Source organism: Microbulbifer sp. S227A (assembly GCF_049800935.1).
In genome coordinates this window covers 117,530-135,098 of the sequence record NZ_JBNAFZ010000008.1, presented here as the reverse complement: position 1 = coordinate 135,098, position 17,569 = coordinate 117,530, and the positions used below count along the sequence as shown (strand labels likewise).

The following is a 17,569-nucleotide window of genomic DNA, read 5'->3' as shown; positions in this document are numbered from 1 at the left end:
TGTGGGTCATGACACTTCCACCACGGATTCAGGCATGGTTTGACGACAAGGGCTGGTCTGCGCATCCGCACCAGCTGGCGATGCTTGCGCGCGCCGATGCCCCCGCCACGCTGTTGATCGCCCCTACCGGCGGCGGCAAGACATTGGCCGGTTTCCTGCCGACCCTTGCCGACCTGGCACATGACCCACATGAAGGATTGCACACGCTGTATGTCAGCCCGCTCAAGGCGCTGGCGGCGGACATCAAGCGGAACCTGCGCGCGCCCGTCGATGAAATCGGGTTGGACATCCGGATCGAAGACCGCACCGGCGATACATCGGCCACGCAAAAACAACGCCAGCGCGTGGACCCGCCGCATATCCTGCTGACCACTCCCGAGAGCCTGGCCTTGCTGATTTCCTACGAAGACGCGCCGCGCATTTTCAGGGGGCTGAAACGGATCGTGGTCGATGAAATCCACGCCCTCGCCGAGAGCAAGCGCGGCGATCAACTGATGCTCGCGCTGTCGCGGATCAACGCGCTATGTCCCGGGCTGCGCCGCGTTGGCCTGTCGGCGACGGTCGAGGACCCGGCCGCCATTGCAAGCCTGCTTGCCCGTCACCCCGACCGTTGCGACATCCTGATGGCCGATCCCGGCCCGGCCCCCGATATCGCCATGCTTGAGACCCGCGAAGCGCCCCCTTGGGCGGGTGGCGGCGCGGCCTATGCGATCCCGGCGGTGATGGAGCAGATCCGGCGGCACAAGACGACGCTGATCTTTCACAACACCCGTGCCCAGGCCGAGATCTTCTTTCACAATCTCTGGCTCGCAAATCCCGACGCCCTGCCCATCGGCATCCATCACGGCAGTCTTGACCGCCAGCAACGCGAACGGGTCGAGGCGGCGATGGTGCGTGGTGAATTGCGCGCGATCGTCTGTACCGGCAGCCTTGATCTCGGGATCGATTGGGGCGACGTGGATCTGGTGATCCAGATCGGCGCCCCCAAGAACGTCAAGCGGCTGATCCAGCGCATCGGCCGGGCCAATCACCAGTATAACGCTCCCTCCAAGGCGCTGCTGGTTCCGGCCAACCGGTTCGAGGTTGTCGAATGCATCGCTGCACTTCAGGCGGTACAGGAGGGCGATCTGGATGGCGAGCCGCGCGGGCCCGGCCCCCTGGACGTGCTGTGCCAGCATATCCTGATCGCGGCCTGCTCGGGGCCGTTCCATGCCGACGACCTGTTTGCCGAGATCACGACCGTCGGGGCCTATGCCGATCTGTCACGCGGCGATTTCGACCGCTGTCTCGAATTTGCCGCCACCGGAGGTTACGCGTTGCGGGCCTATGATCGCTGGCAACGTCTGCTGCACCGCGAGGATGGGCAGTGGCAATTGCGCGACCCGCGCGCCAGCCGCGACATCCGCATGAATATCGGCACCATTCAGGACAGCGACACGCTCAAGGTCAGGCTCAGGCGCAATCGCGGCGGCAAACCGCTGGGCGAGGTCGAAGAAGCCTTTGCCGCCACCCTGACGGCGGGCGATACCTTTCTCATCGGTGGACAGATCGTGCGCTTTGAGGGGCTGCGCGAGATGACGGTGGAAGTGTCGCGCGATGCCGCACGCAAGCCGCGCATCGCGACGTTTTCCGGCACCAAATTCGCCACCTCGACACAGCTGAGCGCCCGCATCCTTGCCCTGTTCCGGCAGCCGGGCTGGCCGCAACTGCCTGACCACACGGCAGACTGGCTGACCCTGCAACGCGAGAACAGCCGCCTGCCCGAAGCCGGCCGGTTGTTGATCGAGAGCTTTCCGCATGACGGGCGTGAACATTGCTGTGTCTACGGGTTCGCCGGGCGCAACGCGCAACAAACACTGGGATTGCTGCTGACCAAGCAGATGGAAGACCTGGGCCTGCACCCGCTGGGCTTTGTCGCGACCGACTATGCGACCCTGATCTGGGGGCTGGAACCGCTGCGGGATGCCGCCCCGCTTTTTGCCCGCGCGACGCTGCGCGACGGTTTGGCCAGCTGGCTGGCCGGGAATGCGGTGATGAAACGCACATTTCGCGCCAGCGCCACAATCGCCGGACTGATTCAGCGCAACAGCCCACAGGCGCGCAAGACCGGGCGGCAGGCCACGTTTTCGTCGGACATCCTCTATGACACGTTGCAGAAATACGATCCGGGCCACCTGATGCTCGACATCACCCGCGCCGAGGCTCAGCGCGGGTTGGTGGATTTTGGCCGTATCGAAGACCTGCTGGACCGCGTCGGCGACCGGCTCGACCTGCTGCGGCTTGACCGGGTCACCCCCCTCGCCGCGCCTCTGCTGCTCGAAGTGGGCAAGGTGCCGATCAAGGGGGCCGCGGAAGAGCGCCTTGTGGCCGAGGAATCCCGGCGGCTGATGCAGGATGCGGGCCTTGCGATGATCTGAGCCGGCCAATCTGCCGGCGGCCCGGCGGGTCAAATGGGGTGTTTCAAGCCCTGGCCGAAACGCGCTAGACCCCCTGTCATGAACGGTCACAGTATTAGATTATCCGGGGCCGACCTGGTGGCCCTGGGCTCCGGCGCCCTGTGGTGGCCCGCGCGTGGGCTGCTCTGCGTCTCGGACCTGCATCTGGGCAAATCCGAACGGATCGCCCGGCGCGGAGGCGGGCCGCTGCCACCCTATGACACCCGCGCGACGCTGGACCGGCTGGCGGCGGATCTGGCGGCCTGCAATCCGCGCATCGTGGCCTGCATCGGCGACAGTTTTGATGACCTCGAGGCCGCAAGCACCCTGCCCGAGGACGAGCGGCTCTGGATTGCCCGCCTGCAGGCCGGGCGCGAATGGATCTGGATCGAAGGCAATCACGATCCCGGACCGGTTGCATTGGGCGGCGCGCATCTGGCCGAGTTGCAGGTCGGCGCGCTGACCTTGCGGCATATCGCCGATCCCGCAACGAGTGGCGAGGTTTCAGGCCACTATCACCCCAAGATCCGCCTGCGCCTGCGCGGTCGTTCCATCGCGCGTCCGGCGTTCCTCGTGGATCGTGATCGCATGATTCTGCCGGCCTATGGGGCCTATACCGGCGGGTTGCACAGCCATGACGCGGCCTTGTGCGATCTCATGCGGCCCGACGCGATTGCCCTTGTCACCGGACCATCGGTACATCCGGTGCCGATGCCGCGCGGTTGAACCGCTCCCGGCTCAGAACCTGACCACCCCCGCCTCTTCCAGCGCGGGGCGATACTTGCGGCTGACCGGCACCTGATCGCCATTTGTCAGCACGAGATACAGCTTGCCGCCGTCCCGCCCTCCGTCAACGATGGCGTCCCGTGCCACCCAATGCGACCGATGGGTGGTAAACCCGACCACGGTGTCCATCTCGTCAATGGCGTCGGCAAAGCGCATGCGGATGGTTTCGACCGCGCTCGCGGAAATCACGTCGACAAAATGATCTCGGACAGACAACCGCAGGATCGGCCCTTCGAACCCGGCGGACAGCCGGCGGCCCAGCCGGGGACGTTCGGGCTGGTCTTCGGCCTCGGCGCGCAGATAGCTGACCGGCTCCATCCCCGGAATGATCCGCCGCAGGGCGCATATGCACAGCGTGATCGCCGCCACGTAATACCCCATTTTCAACAGTGTCGGGCCAAGTGACGGGTCGCGAACCGCCAGTTGGCGGGTCAGGAACCAAAGCGGTGGCGAAAAACAGAACACCGTGAGAGCGATCATTGTCAAATCCTGTACCACCGGATGGGCGTCGTCGACATAGTGCCGCGTCATCCGGTAACAGGCCCCGCCGATCAGGATCGAGGCAGCCGAGACGCTTGACCAATAGAACAACCGGTGCAGGAATGAATGGGTTTCGTAGGTTCCGAACGGCCCCATGATCGCGCCCAGAAACGACACGAGCAGCAATATCGAAATGTTGAACCGCCGTGTCAGCGGCAACCAGAACTCTTTGACAACCTTTATCATCTAACGGGAAAAATTCTCAATTACTCAGTTACTGCAAAGGCTTCTAGAAATCCCGTCCGGGAATGTCAGGGGGCAAATCCGACCGACTTTCCCCGCGCGAAGCCGTTCGAAGTTTAGGCAGCCCGCGCAATAATCGCAAAGCCAACCACGTGGAATTGACATAATCGTGTGCCAAGTGACGTAACGGCACAGAGCGACGTGATGCAATTTGCGCAGCAGCGCGCGCCCGCCACCGGTGTCTAGCCTGCCCAGGGGGCCTGTGTCGGCACAAACAGGCGCATCCGGTCACCCACGGTCAAGGGCCCGGGATACTCGACCCAGGCGGTAACGCCCCGCCGCCCGTCCGCAGCGGGTTTGAACGCCTTGCCAAGCCCCGGATGATCCCGCTCGACCTCGCGGCCGGGCAAGACACAGGGCAGGTTTTCCATATCGACCGTCAGGGTCAGCCCCGACGGCCCCTGCAACCGCGAGGAAGGCGGCACATGGCTGAGATCCGGGATGCCACGCAGCACGATCGAAGCGCCAAGCCAGGCCGGATCAAACCTGTCCAGCCCCATCCTGCCGGCCATCACGTCGAGATCTTCCTGCCCCAGGATCGAGACCTGCCGCACATTCCGAATGGCCGTTCCCTTGGCATAGAGCATCGTGACCCGCACACAGGAGTCGCGCATCTCGCCGTGGTGATGCTCTCCCTTGGCGCCCCCCATGTCAAAATCCAGCGATTGCCGTGGTTCGGCATGGATACGGTTGTCGGCGATGCCCGCCGGCACCACCCCGAGCCACGTCACCTCGCCCTGATAGCTCACTTCTTTCATGGTGCTCATGTGGCAACCCTCCTGATCCGTCGCGCAGATTTGCAAAGGCCGGTCGAATGGGCAAGGGGCAGCCCCGGATATGCAAACACCCGGAGGCCTATCGGGCGCTCCGGGTGTTCTGTTTCGTGGTCAGGCGATCGCTCAGGCGGAGGGTTCCGGCTCGAGCCCGCCATCATCGGGCGACGATTTCTTGGGCTTGGTCTTGGGAATCGCGGTGACGCTGGGTGCGTTGCCCTCGTCGGCGGCATCATCCCCGTCGTCATCTGATTGCGGCGGATCTCCGGCCATGACGCGCTTGATCTCGTCGCCGGTCAGGGTCTCGTATTCCAGCAAGCCCTGAGCAAGCCGTTCCCATTCCTCGTTCTTGTCCTGAAGAATGGAATAGGCGCGCTGATAGGCATCCTCGATAAAGCGTTTGACCTCTTCCTCGATCAATTCCTTGGTATGGGCAGAGACCGAAAAGCCTGGGGTCTGGCCGGAATAGCCCTCATGCGCCTCGGCATAGTCGATATTGCCGACCTTGTCGGACATACCCCACCGCAGCACCATGGCACGCGCCAGCGCGCTGGCCTGCTGGATGTCGCCGGCCGGGCCATTGGACACGGCGTCCTCGCCCCATTTCAGGATCTCGGCGGCCTTGCCCGCCATGGTCATGGCCAGCTTCTGTTCGCATTCGGACTTGTGCCAGTTCAACCGGTCGATTTCCGGCAGGCTGACCACCATGCCCAATGCGCCGCCGCGCGGGATGATCGTTGCCTTGTAGACCGGATCACATTCCGGCAGCGCCAGCCCCACCACCGCGTGGCCGGCTTCGTGATAGGCGGTCTTTTCCTTCTGCTCGGCGGTCAGGACCATGCTGCGGCGCTCGGCCCCCATCATCACCTTGTCCTTGGCGTTCTCGAAATCTTCCATGGTGACAAAGCGACGGCCCACCCGCGCCGCCATCAGCGCCGCCTCGTTCACGAGGTTCGCCAGATCGGCCCCCGAAAAGCCGGGAGTCCCGCGCGCGATGATGCGCAGGTCGACATCCGGCCCAAGCGGGGTCTTGCGGGCATGCACGCCCAGGATTTTCTCGCGGCCCTTGATGTCGGGATTGCCCACCGTGACCTGGCGGTCAAAGCGGCCGGGGCGCAGCAGCGCGGGGTCCAACACGTCCTTGCGGTTGGTGGCGGCGAGAATGATCACACCCTCGTTGGCCTCGAACCCGTCCATTTCAACCAGCAACTGGTTCAGGGTCTGTTCGCGCTCGTCATTGCCGCCGCCATACCCGGCACCGCGATGACGGCCCACGGCATCAATTTCGTCGATAAAGACGATACAGGGCGCGTTTTTCTTGGCCTGTTCGAACATGTCGCGCACGCGCGAAGCCCCCACACCCACGAACATCTCGACGAAATCCGAGCCCGAGATGGTAAAGAACGGCACGCCCGCCTCGCCCGCGATGGCACGCGCCAGAAGCGTCTTGCCGGTGCCCGGAGGACCGACCAGCAATGCGCCCTTGGGGATCTTGCCGCCCAGACGGCTGAACTTCTGTGGATTGCGCAGGAATTCGACAATCTCTTCCAGCTCTTCCTTGGCCTCGTCGATGCCGGCCACGTCGTCAAAGGTCACGCGGCCATGTTTCTCGGTCAGCATCTTGGCCTTGGACTTGCCAAAGCCCATCGCACCGCCCTTGCCGCCGCCTTGCATCCGGTTCATGAAATAGACCCAGACACCGATCAGCAAGAGGAAGGGCAACAATGTCACCAGGAAGGACTGGAACCCGGATTGCTGCTGTTTCTCCGCACGCACCGGAATGTTGTTTTCAATCAGCAGATCGGTGATGCCGGCATCTTCCGGTTTAATCGCGACATAGTCGCTGCCATCTGCCCCGCGGAACCGTATCTGTTCGCCATCCAGTGTCACCTGGCTGACATCGCCGGCCTCGACCGAGGCGACAAATTGCGAATACGGGATTTCACGGCTTTGCATCGTGCCGCCCGACCCGCTGAACAGGTTGAACAGCGCCAGGATCAACAGGAACAGAACGACCCAAAAGGCGATATTGCGTGCATTTCCCAAGGAAACTCTCCTAAATTCTGGATCGAACAGGCTCTCGATCCGCTTCTGTATAAAATAGAGATGAAATGGCGAGGTTCAATGCGATATTAGCGTCGCATAGAACTCCTCTTCGCCCGCATTCAGCCGCGCCGTCCAGCCATCGGATTTGCCCGCCAGCGGTGCCGCGATCAGGCGCTCGCCCTGCCAGACCGCCGGCGAGGCGACAAGCGCGGCCAGGGGCCTACCGGTAGAACGCCAATCCGGGCACTCGCCCAGCCCGTCCTGCCCCAGGGCCCGCAATTCCAGCCCCGGAATATCCGGCCCGAGCAATTGCCAACGCCTGTCCCACAGCTTGTCAGCCGCGCAGCGTTCGGCGCGAATCGCATTGTATTCCCGGCAGACCCAGACCCGGTTGTTGTGCCGCAGCACGGTGCAGCCCCCCAACGTGGCAGAGCGCCCTGCCCGGATGCTGTCCAGCGCGAGGCCAACCGGCGCACGGCGCGGGCCGCGCAGGTTTCCGCTGATCCAGGCCACCGAACGCACCAGAAGGCGGCGGGCGATCTCACCGGGCAGTGCACGGAACTGGCGCAGGTCAAAGACGACATTGCCGCCATCCACCTCGGCCAGATCGCGCGCGGCCAGAAAGCTGTACCAGTCCAGCGCCTCGCGTGCCTGCTCCATGTTGCTCGCCACTTCCGAGAGCACCGTCGCCGTGATCCCCAGCGGGGCCAGCAGCCGCAGTGCCTCGCGCGTTCTGACCCGTTCATAGGCGGTATCGTCATTGCTCGGGTCTTCGGCCCAGACCACGCCCTGTTGCGTCAGGTAGCGGCGCAGCTCCTGCCGGGTCACGCCAAGCAGCGGGCGCACCAGCGTGATACCGAACATCGTGCGATTGAGCGGCATCGCCGCAAGCCCGTCCACCCCGGACGAGCGGGCCAGCCGCATCAACATGGTTTCCGCCTGATCGTCGGCGGTATGCCCCACCGCGAACACGGCCACGTCGCGGGTTCTTGCCCAATCGCTGATCAAGCGATAGCGCGCCTCGCGTGCGTGTTCCTGAAGATTGCCGACGCCATCCCAGCCGGACCAGCGCAGCGTGGTATGCGGCACCATGAGATCATCGCACAGGGCCCGCACCCGCAGCGCCTCGTCCGCCGCTTCCGGACGCAGCCCATGATCGACAGTCACCGCAAAAAGCTCAACCGAACCGGGCGCAAAACACTGCGTCAGCACATGCAACAGCGCGATGGAATCGCCGCCCCCCGACACCGCCACCCCAAGACGGGCGGGCGGGGCGTTCCCGAAGGCTGATCTGACCTGCGCCAGAATATCGGCGTCGGTCTTGCTCAAGAGCAGCCCAGGGTCGCCATTTCCTGTTGCGCGGAAGACACCATATCGGAGGACGGAAACCGAACCTCGACCTCGGCCAGCGTCAGACAGGCCTGGCTGGTCTGTCCCAGGGTCCCGAGCGCCGCGCCAAGTTCGAACAGTGCAACCGGGGCATCAGGGCCGGTGCCATCGGCGGAAAAGCTGGCGAGATAGGCGCGTGCCGCCTCGCGCGTGTCACCGGTGGCGGCCAGCGCACGACCACGGTTCAACTCGGCCTTGGCGGCCAGCGGACTGCCGGGATAGGACTGGTTGAACGCCGCGAACAATTCCGCGGCGCGGGCATTGTCACCGCCCTGCAAGGCTTGCGTCGCGGCCTGAAAATCCGCCTCTTCCCCGACCGCCAGTTCGCCGCCGGGCGTCACGCCCGGATCTGCCGGAACCGGGGCGGCAACCGCCGGGGCCGCTGCGGCCACGTCACCGCCCAGCGTGGTGGTTTCGCCAAGCTGGCTGACATCGCCGCCTTCCAGTTCGACCAGCCGGAATTCGAGATCGCCAATCCGGTTGGTGCCATCGGCCACGACACGATTGACGCGGTTCTCAAGCTCTTCGGATTTCGCGGTCAGCCGCTGCAACTCGGACTCCATCGCCGCAACCCGGTCCAGAACGCTGTCACCGGCCACGTCCACCGACGGTCCGCCGGTGGTCGAAAGTTCACGCTTGAGCTTTTGCACCTCGACATAAAGCACGGTCAGCTCTTGCCGGATATCGGCAAGGGTTTGCTGATCCTGTGCCCACGCGCCGGTCGACAGCGGCGCAGAGAGCAGCGCAACCGTGACCCCGAGTTTCAGAACGCGCATCATCCGCCCTACCCGGTCAAGCCACCCGCGAGCACCGTCACCGCACGGCGATTGCGTGCATAGCAGCTTTCCTCGCTACAGATTTCAATCGGCCGTTCCTTGCCATAGGTCACGGTCCTGAGGCGATTTCCCGCGACGCCGCGCGACACCAGGTATTCCCGCACCGCATTGGCCCGCCGCGCCCCAAGCGCGAGGTTGTATTCGCGGGTGCCCTTTTCATCCGCGTGCCCTTCGATCACCGCCGTGTAATCCGCGTTGGCTTTCAACCAGTTGGCCTGTGCATCCAGGGTTGTCCGGCCCTGTGCCGAGATAGTCGACTGGTCCACCGCAAAGAGCACACGATCCCCGACCGCCTGCTGGAAATAGGCAACCGACGTGGGGTCAGACACCGATCCCGCGGCCCCGACACCGCCCGGCCCTGTGCCAGAGCCGCCGACACCACCACCAAGCCGTGATGGGTCGTTACACGCCGCCAGCGCCAGCAGCGCGCCGACCGCCAGGAATTTCTTGAAATAACTCATGCCCGATGCCTCACCATTATATTTTGTTAACACTTTCTAGCACAGCTCGATTTCATTGTGAACGCGCGATCAATTCTGCAAGGGCGACCAGGCGGGGTCCGAGCCGCCATCCGGCGTGCGGACCGGCCGCAGGTTGCGCCCGGAAATATCCACCGAATAGAGCGAGGAACGCCCCGAGGCCCCCTGTGTCTCGCGCGCGAACATCAGCACCCGGCCATTGGGGGCCCATGTGGGGCCTTCGTCAAGAAAGGACGCGGTCAACAGCCGCTCTTCGCTGCCATCCACGCGCATGACCCCGATGTGGAACCGGCCATTGTTCTGCTTGGTAAAGGCGATCATGTCACCGCGCGGCGACCAGACCGGCGTCCCATAACGGCCCTGTCCAAAGCTGATCCGGCGCGCCTCGCCGCCTCGGGCAGGCATGACATAAAGCTGCTGATTGCCCGACCGGTCGCTTTCGAACACGATCTGCGAGCCGTCCGGCGAATAGCTGGGCGCGGTCTCGATTGATGGCGCATTGGTCAGCCGCGTGCGGTTGCCACTCGCCAGGTCAAGCGCATAGAGATCGGTGTTGCCGCCCTGTTCGAGCGAATAGACCACGGTCCGTCCATCGGGCGCGAAACGCGGCGCAAAGCTCATCGTGCCCTCGGATTGCTCAAGCACCCGTTGCTGCACCTGCCCCACGTCGAGAACATGGATATGCGGAAATCCGCTCTCATAGCTGGTATAAAGCACCTTGTCGCCGTTGGGCGAAAAACGCGGGGCCAGCACGATCGACGAACTGTCGGTCAGGTATTGCACATTCGCGCCATCGTAATCCATGATCGCCAGGCGCTTGCGCCGGTCGTCCTTGGGGCCGGTTTCCGACACGAACACCACGCGGCTGTCAAAATAACCGCCCTCGCCAGTGATCCGGCTGTAGACCTGATCAGCCACCTTGTGCGCCATCCGCCGCCAGCCATCGGTCGAGCCGACAAATTGCAGACCGCTGCCCAGTTCGGCCCCCGAGAACACGTCCCAGACCCGGAACCGCACCGTCAGCTTATTGCCCGACACCCCGACAGACCCGGTGATCAGCGCCTGCGCATTGATCGCCTTCCAGTCGGCATATTGTATCGGGGCGGAGAAATCGTTGATCTTGCCGATATGCGCATCCGCCGTGATTTCCCGGAACAACCCGGTGCCGGTCAGGTCGGCGGCAATCACCTGGGTCAGCTGCGCGGCCTGTGTGGCGGCGGCGGGCGTGTCGGGCACAAAGGCCGGCGCGGCAAACGGGAGCGGCTCGATGACACCTTCGGTGATCTCGATCCTCAACGGCCCGTCCTGCGCCGCGACGGGCGAAGAGAACAGGGTCGCACCAAGCAGGAGGCTGGCCAGAATTTTCTTCATTTGATCCGCATCCTTTCAGGATTGAACGTCATCTCGATCTCGCGCCACTGGGCATATTTCTCGGCGGGCAGATCATACCCGTCCTTCTGACATCGCAGAATGGCCCGGCGCGCGGCCTGATAGGCGGTCTGGACCGACTGGTCATTGCCGCCCTGCGAGTCCACCAGCCGGACACTGTTGGCGGCCACCTTGCCCGATTGCTCCAGCGATACCGCCACCGTCACCACAACCTGCGAAGACCGCCCGCCCACGTCAACATTCCAGCATTGCGACACCGCCACGCGCAGCGCGTCCTTTTCCCCCGCCGACAAGGGCGGGCCAACCGGGGCATCAGGCTCCGGGGCCGGTCCGGCCAGCGCCTCGGCCAGTGCGGCATCCACTGCGCTTGCCGTATCGGGAACCGGGTCGGATTGCGGTTCCGGTTCCGGTTCCGGCTCGGGCGCGGTCTGGGCAACCGGCGTCGGCGGCGTTGGTCGCGTGCGGGGCGGGCGCGGCGAGCGCGTCGGTGCGGTTTCGACCGCCTCGGTCACGATCCGGTCCGTCGCCTGTTCGGGTGCCGTTGCCTCCTGCGCCTCTTGCGGGGTCTCCGCCCCCTCATCGGGCGTGACCTCGGCCTGCTCGACCACATCGGGCCGGGCATTCTGGGGTGGCGTGATCACCGGCTCGGGCGCGACCCTGTCGATATCGGGCGGCGCGACATCCTCGGGTTCTTGCGGCACCGGGGCCGGTTCGGGTTGCGGCGGCACCGGCTCGGGCTCTGGCCGCGCGACCGGCTTGGGCGTTTCGGCCACGGGTTCGGGCGGTTCGGCCACAGGTTCGGGCGGTACCGGAGCACTTGGCTGCTCGGCAATTTCAGGAGGCCGGCTCGGATCGGTAAGCGCCGCGTAATCCTCGGAGGAAATCACCGACACCTCATGCACCTCAAAAGGCAGCGGGTCGCTGCGAAACGCGCCGCCGAACACGGCGACCGCGATCAGCCCGAGATGGGCAATACCCGAAATCTTGGTGCCGGTCTGCAATCCGCCACCTCACTACTTGTCGTCATCCAGCGTCGGGCCACCCACATCGGTCACCAGCCCGACATTGGAAAACCCGCCCGCATTCAACGCGCCCATGATCTGCATCACGTCTTCATAGGGAATGCCGCCATCCGCCCGCAAAAACACCCGGTCGGTCTCGCGTTCGGCCGCAATCGCCCGCAGCTTGCCAACCAGTTCCCCGCGCGGCGTGGCGGTGGTCTGGATCTGCACCTCGCCGGTTGCGGTGATGGTAACGGTCAACGGTTCCTCGGAATCTGTCGGCAATGCGTTCGCCGCCGTCTTGGGCAGGTCCACGGGAACACCGACGGTCAACAACGGCGCCGCCACCATGAAAATGATCAGCAACACCAGCATCACATCGACAAACGGCGTGACGTTGATCTCGGACATCGGCCGCGTGCGGCTGCGCCCGCGACCGCGGCGACGCCCGCCCCGCTCTGATTGCTGAACCGCGGCCCCCATCGCTCAGTTATCCAACTGGCGCGACAGGATCGTCGCGAACTCGTCGGCAAAGGCTTCATACCCCGACACGATGCGTTCGCTATCCGCGCTGAGCTTGTTGTAGAAAATCACCGCAGGGATCGCCGCCAACAGGCCCAGGCCGGTCGCCAGCAACGCCTCGGCAATCCCCGGCGCAACCACCGCAAGATTGGTGTTCTGCTGCTCCGCGATCTCGATAAAGGCGTTCATGATCCCCATCACGGTCCCGAACAGCCCGACAAACGGCGCGGTCGATCCGATGGTCGCCAGGATCGGCAAGCCCTTTTGCAGGGTCTCCGCCTCCTTGTTGATCGCAACATCCATCGACCGGTCGATGCGCGACTGCGCCCCCGCGATCAGCCCGCCATCGCTGCGATGACTGCGCCGCCACTCGATCATCCCGGCGGCAAACACCTTTTCCGAACTGCCATCCGGCTGCGCTCCGATCTGGTCGAACAGCCCGTCCAGCGGCTCGCCCGACCAAAAGGCGCGGTCAAAGATACCGGCCTCACTGCGCGCAGCCCGATAGGCAATCATTTTCTGGATGATGATCGCCCATGACCAGAACGACGCCAGGATCAGCATCAGCATGACCAGCTTTACGGTAAAGGTTGCACGCGCGAATAGGCCCCACAGGGAGAAATCAATCTCCTGCGCCAGCGCAAGGGTTTCTGCTTCCATCTGCCTGCTCTTTGCTCGCGACCGTTTGCATCCGGCCTTTTTCTTGCGCCGAGTCTATCCGATGTGATCGGCGAATGCCAACAGAACCGGCATTCACAAACGTATCATCGCATCAATGCGCGAATCTCCGCTGGCAAGCGGACAGGCTGCCCCTTTTCATTCATGCAGACCGCCGTCACCATCGCGGTGAAAATCGGCACATCATCCCGCTTTACCACCTGCTCCATCACCAGCCGCGCCGGTGTCACCTTGCGCAGCGTGCTCTCGACGATCAACGCATCCTCGAACCGCGCCGTCGACAGGTATTCCGCCTCGATCCTGCGCACCACCCAGACCAGCCCGCCATTGCGCATCGCGTTCTGGTCATTGCCCAATTGCCGGACCCACGCGCTGCGCGCCCGTTCGATATACCGCAGATAGTTGGCGTGATAGACGATACCGCCCATATCGGTGTCTTCGTAATAGACCTGCACCGCAAAACGATGGGTCATCCGCCGCACCCCATGCGCGCGGACAGGCGCAAGGCGTGCGACGCATCTGTCGCTGTCGCCGGCATCACCGGGTCATAGGCGGCCCGGATCACGTTGGCGATCTCCGGGCGCAGGATCGTCCTGTCCCCCGCCAGCGCCAATGGCGAGCGGGCACCGAACGCGGCATCCGACCACAACAGCATGACCTGCACCACCTGCCCAAGCGCCAGGGTCTCTGCCGGCAATGCCGCGAGTGAATCATCCATCCGCAAGAACACGAAAGCCGCCTTGATCGCCCCATCGGCATCAAAACGGAACAACCGGTATTGATTGGCATCCGCCGCCTGCAACCGCGCAACCAGCGGCTCCAACTCGGGTATAAGCCGCTCCAGATCGCGGACCGCCAGCAACTCCGCCCAGTCCCGGAAAAAGAACATCATGCAATTGCTGCCCAGCTCCGGATCCGTCTCGGCCATCTGGTGCCCCGCAAGCGCGCAAACCGCCTCGAACGCGCCCTTGATGACCGGTAACGTCTCGTCCTGAACCCCGAAAATCACCGGCACAATCGGCCGCCCCCACCGCGCGAACCGGAATGCGCCCGCCGCCGAGGAAAAATGCGCTTCGATCTCGTCTGGTGTCACGCCCGTTCCTTCATCTTTGTCCAAATACTCCCGCCGGAGGCACCCGACATTTACCCGAAAAGATCACTTTGCGCCCTGGGCGGTGCCATTCCCAGGTGGCTCCACGCCTTGTGCGCCAACATCCGCCCGCGCGGTGTGCGCTGGATCAAACCCTGCTGCAACAGGAAGGGCTCGATCACGTCCTCCAGCGAATCGCGGCTTTCGCTCAGCGCCGCGGACAGGGTCTCGATCCCCACCGGCCCCCCGTGATAGTTCTCCGCGATCAGCCGCAGATACCGCCTGTCCGCGCCATCCAGCCCCAGGTGGTCGACCCCGAGACGCGTCAACGCGCCGTCCGCCAGGTCGCGTGTAATGGTTCCATCGCCCTCGACCACGGCAAAATCGACCACCCGCCGCAGCAACCGGCCGGCGATACGCGGCGTCCCACGGGCCCGCCGCGCGATCTCGCGCGCGCCATCGGCATCCGCCGGCGCGCCCAGCTTGCGCGCGTTGCGGCTGACGATCTCGTGCAACTCATCGACCGTATAGAACTGCAACCGCGTCGGAATGCCAAACCGGTCGCGCAGCGGCGTGGTCAGCAACCCCATCCGCGTCGTCGCCCCGACCAGGGTAAAGGGCTGCAACTCGATCCGCACCGTGCGCGCCGCGGGGCCTTCACCGATCACGAGATCCAGCTCGAAATCCTCCAGCGCCGGATAGAGCACTTCTTCGACCGCCGGGTTCAGCCGGTGAATCTCGTCGATGAACAGCACGTCGCGCGCTTCGAGATTGGTCAGGATCGCCGCCAGGTCCCCGGCCTTGGCCAGGACCGGCCCGCTGGTCATGCGGAAACTGACCCCCAGCTCTCGGGCCATGATCTGCGCCAGCGTAGTCTTGCCCAGCCCCGGCGGCCCGTGAAACAGCGTGTGATCCATCGCCTCGCCCCGACGGCGCGCGGATTCGATGAATATCCGCAGGTTCGCACGGGCTTCGGCCTGGCCAATGAATTCCTCCAGCGCCTGCGGCCGCAGCGCCCGGTCATTGTCTTCGGGCAGCGGCTCGGGCCGGATGGTCGGGTCCGTATCCATCATGCGACATCTCCGGTATGGCGGATGGGTTCAACCATTCCGCCCTAACCTTTCGGGGCCAGCAGTTTCAAGGCGGCGCGGATCAGTTCCGCCTCGCTGGCATCGGGCGCGGCCCCGGCGGCCTCGGCCACCGCCCCCGCCGCGTCACCGGGCGAATAGCCCAGGTTTGACAGCGCCGACAACGCGTCCGCCTGTGCCGACATCGCGGTGGCGGGTTTGGGCGCCGGCGCGGTCACTGCAACCGGTTCGGTTTCGACCACCGGCTCTGGCCCTTCGACCGCTTCGATCACCGTGCCGCCCATGGCCATGACACCGGGGGCCTTGTCCTTGAGATCCAGCACCACCCGTTGCGCGGTCTTCTGGCCGACCCCCTTGGCCACGGTCACGCTCTTCCAGTCGCCAAGCGCAATCGCCCGGCCCACCCCGTCCGCGCCTAGCGCGCCAAGAATGGAGAGCGACGCCTTGGCACCGATCCCCTGCACGCTCATCAACAGGCGATGCCATTCCTTTTCGACCAGGCTGGGAAAACCGAAGAGCTGCATCAGGTCTTCGCGCACCACCAGGTCGGTGAACAACGCCACCGGCGCGCCCGGACCGGGCAAGGTGGCAAGGGTGCGGTCCGAGCAATAGACGATATAACCCACCCCCTGCACGTCGATGAGAACGTGGTCGGTGCCACGATATTGCAGCCGTCCGCGCAGATATCCGATCATGCCCGCACCTCCCGTCGTTCGATGGCCGCCGCCGGACCGTAATAGGCGTGGCAAATCGCGATCGCCAGCGCATCCGCCGCATCCGGCCCCGCCGGTTCGCAGCCGGGCAATTGCAGGCGCACCATGTGCAGCACCTGCGCCTTGTCCGCGTGCCCCACGCCCACCACCGTTTTCTTCACCCGGTTGGGCGCATATTCCCCGATTGTCAGCCCCGCCTGCGCCGGCACCAGCAGGGCAATCCCCCGCGCCTGGCCCAGCTTCAGCGTGCCGGCACCGTCCTTGTTGACAAAGGTCTGTTCGACGGCGGCGGCGTCGGGACCATAACGGTGCAGCACATCCTGCAGCTGGTCATGCAGCGACAGCAGCCGAACCGGCAGGTCCTTGCCCTCGGAATGAATTTGCCCGTTCGCGACATGGCTCAGCTTCGACCCCTGCGAGTCGATGATTCCCCATCCCAGGGTTCGAAGCCCCGGATCAATGCCCAAAATCCGCATGCCCTGCCCGATCCTGCCTGTCTGCCCGCTCTGATGCGCGGGCTTGTTGCTTTTTTGACGCAATAGCACGAAAGGCGAACATGGTCCACGCGTTTTACATCTGATCGCCAAAAACGACATCGGTAAATCCACCAACGACCCGGTGGCAGAATACCGACATCGCATGGCCTGAAAACGACGGGAGAAATCACCGTTTTATTGTTAAATTGCAGAGCATTACACGCAATACGACACTTGCAGAAAACGCATGGAACCCATGCGTTTTTGTCGCTTGCGCGGCGTGGAATGCCCCCCTATCTGCGCTCGGACGAAACGAGCAACTGAACCATCAAATCAGAGGACAAGGATATGGCTGCTTTTGACACCAACCGCACCACCCATGGCGCATTCGGCCTGATCGGCCGTATCGGGACCCTTATCGTGGCGACGCGCGACGCCGTGGTCGCGTGGAATGACGCACGCATGACCCGCAACTCGCTGGCAAGCCTGACCAATCGTGAACTGGACGATATCGGGCTTGTGCGCGGCGATATCGACGCGGTTGCGACACGCACCTGCCGCTACTGATCGTTACCACACCACTCATGACTATCAGGACGCCGTGGCCCAGCCGGGTCGCGGCGTCGCTGTATTCAAAGGGAAAATTCGGCGCGTGCGCTCAGTGCAACAGGGGTCGCAGGCGGTGGGCGAGGAATTGCGATACCGGATCAGCCTGCATAACCACCGCGCCCGCATGTTCCACCGGGTTTCCCTGACGCAGCTGGGCAATCCGCCCATCATAGGTCCCCTGCCCCGCGGCGGCGATCAGGACCGCCTTGAACAGCACAAACAGAACCGCCAGCATCAGGTAGGGGCGTATAGCCGTGCGCGGGCGTATCCGCATCGGCCCGGCCAACACCAGGCCATCCTGTTGCCTGACACTGGACCCGCCTTGCGTCATGGACTCGTATTTCTGGTTCAGGCGGTACAGGCGCTGCTCAAACTGAATCTGGCTCTGGTTCACGGTAGGCTCCGAAAGGCTGGCCCCCACCAACGCTAACAACTAGGATTGAGCTTACAGTGACCTGCGATCCGGCCGGATTTTG

The 17,569-nt window shown here is 64.1% G+C and carries 19 protein-coding genes; 3 read left to right on the top strand and 16 right to left on the bottom strand.

What is annotated here, in order from left to right:
- Nucleotides 1-8: 8 nt before the first annotated feature.
- Both ACP15R_RS18660 and pdeM read left to right on the top strand, forming a co-directional pair.
- Nucleotides 9-2,417 (top strand): ligase-associated DNA damage response DEXH box helicase, encoded by a 2,409-nt coding sequence (locus ACP15R_RS18660; protein WP_424987731.1) that lies wholly within the window; start codon nucleotides 9-11, stop codon nucleotides 2,415-2,417.
- Between the two features lie 78 nt (nucleotides 2,418-2,495).
- Complete coding sequence (pdeM, locus tag ACP15R_RS18655; protein WP_424987730.1) at nucleotides 2,496-3,161, top strand: ligase-associated DNA damage response endonuclease PdeM; 666 nt, start codon at nucleotides 2,496-2,498, stop codon at nucleotides 3,159-3,161.
- A gap of 12 nt (nucleotides 3,162-3,173) precedes the next feature.
- Here the strand turns inward: pdeM and ACP15R_RS18650 are convergent, their stop codons facing one another.
- From ACP15R_RS18650 to ruvC, 15 genes are all read right to left on the bottom strand, one after another.
- Nucleotides 3,174-3,947 (bottom strand): LytTR family DNA-binding domain-containing protein, encoded by a 774-nt coding sequence (locus ACP15R_RS18650; protein WP_424987729.1) that lies wholly within the window; start codon nucleotides 3,945-3,947, stop codon nucleotides 3,174-3,176.
- Between the two features lie 239 nt (nucleotides 3,948-4,186).
- Complete coding sequence (locus ACP15R_RS18645) at nucleotides 4,187-4,771, bottom strand: MOSC domain-containing protein (protein ID WP_424987728.1); 585 nt, start codon at nucleotides 4,769-4,771, stop codon at nucleotides 4,187-4,189.
- Nucleotides 4,772-4,903: 132 nt separating this feature from the next.
- The gene (gene ftsH / locus ACP15R_RS18640; RefSeq protein WP_424987727.1) at nucleotides 4,904-6,823 is read right to left on the bottom strand and encodes an ATP-dependent zinc metalloprotease FtsH; all 1,920 of its coding nucleotides are present in this window, start codon (nucleotides 6,821-6,823) and stop codon (nucleotides 4,904-4,906) included.
- A 75-nt stretch (nucleotides 6,824-6,898) separates the two neighbouring features.
- Nucleotides 6,899-8,152, bottom strand: coding sequence for a tRNA lysidine(34) synthetase TilS (gene tilS, locus ACP15R_RS18635; RefSeq protein ID WP_424987726.1), 1,254 nt, complete (start codon nucleotides 8,150-8,152; stop codon nucleotides 6,899-6,901).
- Complete coding sequence (ybgF, locus tag ACP15R_RS18630; protein ID WP_424987725.1) at nucleotides 8,149-8,991, bottom strand: tol-pal system protein YbgF; 843 nt, start codon at nucleotides 8,989-8,991, stop codon at nucleotides 8,149-8,151. The genes tilS and ybgF overlap by 4 nt, the downstream gene beginning before the upstream one ends.
- A gap of 5 nt (nucleotides 8,992-8,996) precedes the next feature.
- A complete protein-coding gene (gene pal, locus ACP15R_RS18625; protein WP_424987724.1) occupies nucleotides 8,997-9,509 on the bottom strand; it encodes a peptidoglycan-associated lipoprotein Pal in 513 nt (170 codons plus the stop codon).
- 69 nt (nucleotides 9,510-9,578) lie between these two features.
- A complete protein-coding gene (gene tolB / locus ACP15R_RS18620) occupies nucleotides 9,579-10,898 on the bottom strand; it encodes a Tol-Pal system beta propeller repeat protein TolB (RefSeq protein ID WP_424987723.1) in 1,320 nt (439 codons plus the stop codon).
- Entirely contained in the window at nucleotides 10,895-11,917 is a 1,023-nt protein-coding gene (locus tag ACP15R_RS18615; RefSeq protein WP_424987722.1) for a hypothetical protein, read from the bottom strand. The genes tolB and ACP15R_RS18615 overlap by 4 nt, the downstream gene beginning before the upstream one ends.
- A 12-nt stretch (nucleotides 11,918-11,929) precedes the next feature.
- On the bottom strand, nucleotides 11,930-12,400 hold the full coding sequence (tolR, locus tag ACP15R_RS18610; RefSeq protein WP_424987721.1) for a protein TolR: 471 nt from the start codon (nucleotides 12,398-12,400) through the stop codon (nucleotides 11,930-11,932).
- A gap of 3 nt (nucleotides 12,401-12,403) precedes the next feature.
- A complete protein-coding gene (gene tolQ / locus ACP15R_RS18605; protein WP_424987719.1) occupies nucleotides 12,404-13,099 on the bottom strand; it encodes a protein TolQ in 696 nt (231 codons plus the stop codon).
- A 104-nt stretch (nucleotides 13,100-13,203) separates the two neighbouring features.
- Complete coding sequence (ybgC, locus tag ACP15R_RS18600) at nucleotides 13,204-13,590, bottom strand: tol-pal system-associated acyl-CoA thioesterase (RefSeq protein ID WP_424987718.1); 387 nt, start codon at nucleotides 13,588-13,590, stop codon at nucleotides 13,204-13,206.
- Nucleotides 13,587-14,210 (bottom strand): hypothetical protein, encoded by a 624-nt coding sequence (locus tag ACP15R_RS18595; RefSeq protein ID WP_424987717.1) that lies wholly within the window; start codon nucleotides 14,208-14,210, stop codon nucleotides 13,587-13,589. The genes ybgC and ACP15R_RS18595 overlap by 4 nt, the downstream gene beginning before the upstream one ends.
- Nucleotides 14,211-14,260: 50 nt before the next feature.
- Nucleotides 14,261-15,280: a Holliday junction branch migration DNA helicase RuvB gene (ruvB, locus tag ACP15R_RS18590; RefSeq protein WP_424987716.1), complete on the bottom strand. Its 1,020-nt coding sequence runs from the start codon at nucleotides 15,278-15,280 to the stop codon at nucleotides 14,261-14,263.
- A gap of 41 nt (nucleotides 15,281-15,321) precedes the next feature.
- Nucleotides 15,322-15,990: a Holliday junction branch migration protein RuvA gene (ruvA, locus tag ACP15R_RS18585; RefSeq protein ID WP_424987714.1), complete on the bottom strand. Its 669-nt coding sequence runs from the start codon at nucleotides 15,988-15,990 to the stop codon at nucleotides 15,322-15,324.
- Nucleotides 15,987-16,484 (bottom strand): crossover junction endodeoxyribonuclease RuvC, encoded by a 498-nt coding sequence (gene ruvC / locus ACP15R_RS18580; protein ID WP_424987713.1) that lies wholly within the window; start codon nucleotides 16,482-16,484, stop codon nucleotides 15,987-15,989. Before ruvC ends, ruvA begins: the two co-directional genes overlap by 4 nt.
- A 348-nt stretch (nucleotides 16,485-16,832) precedes the next feature.
- Here ruvC and ACP15R_RS18575 point away from each other — a divergent pair, with 348 nt between their 5' ends.
- Nucleotides 16,833-17,051: a DUF1127 domain-containing protein gene (locus ACP15R_RS18575; protein WP_424987711.1), complete on the top strand. Its 219-nt coding sequence runs from the start codon at nucleotides 16,833-16,835 to the stop codon at nucleotides 17,049-17,051.
- 91 nt (nucleotides 17,052-17,142) lie between these two features.
- Here the strand turns inward: ACP15R_RS18575 and ACP15R_RS18570 are convergent, their stop codons facing one another.
- On the bottom strand, nucleotides 17,143-17,487 hold the full coding sequence (locus tag ACP15R_RS18570) for a hypothetical protein (protein ID WP_424987710.1): 345 nt from the start codon (nucleotides 17,485-17,487) through the stop codon (nucleotides 17,143-17,145).
- Nucleotides 17,488-17,569 lie beyond the last annotated feature (82 nt).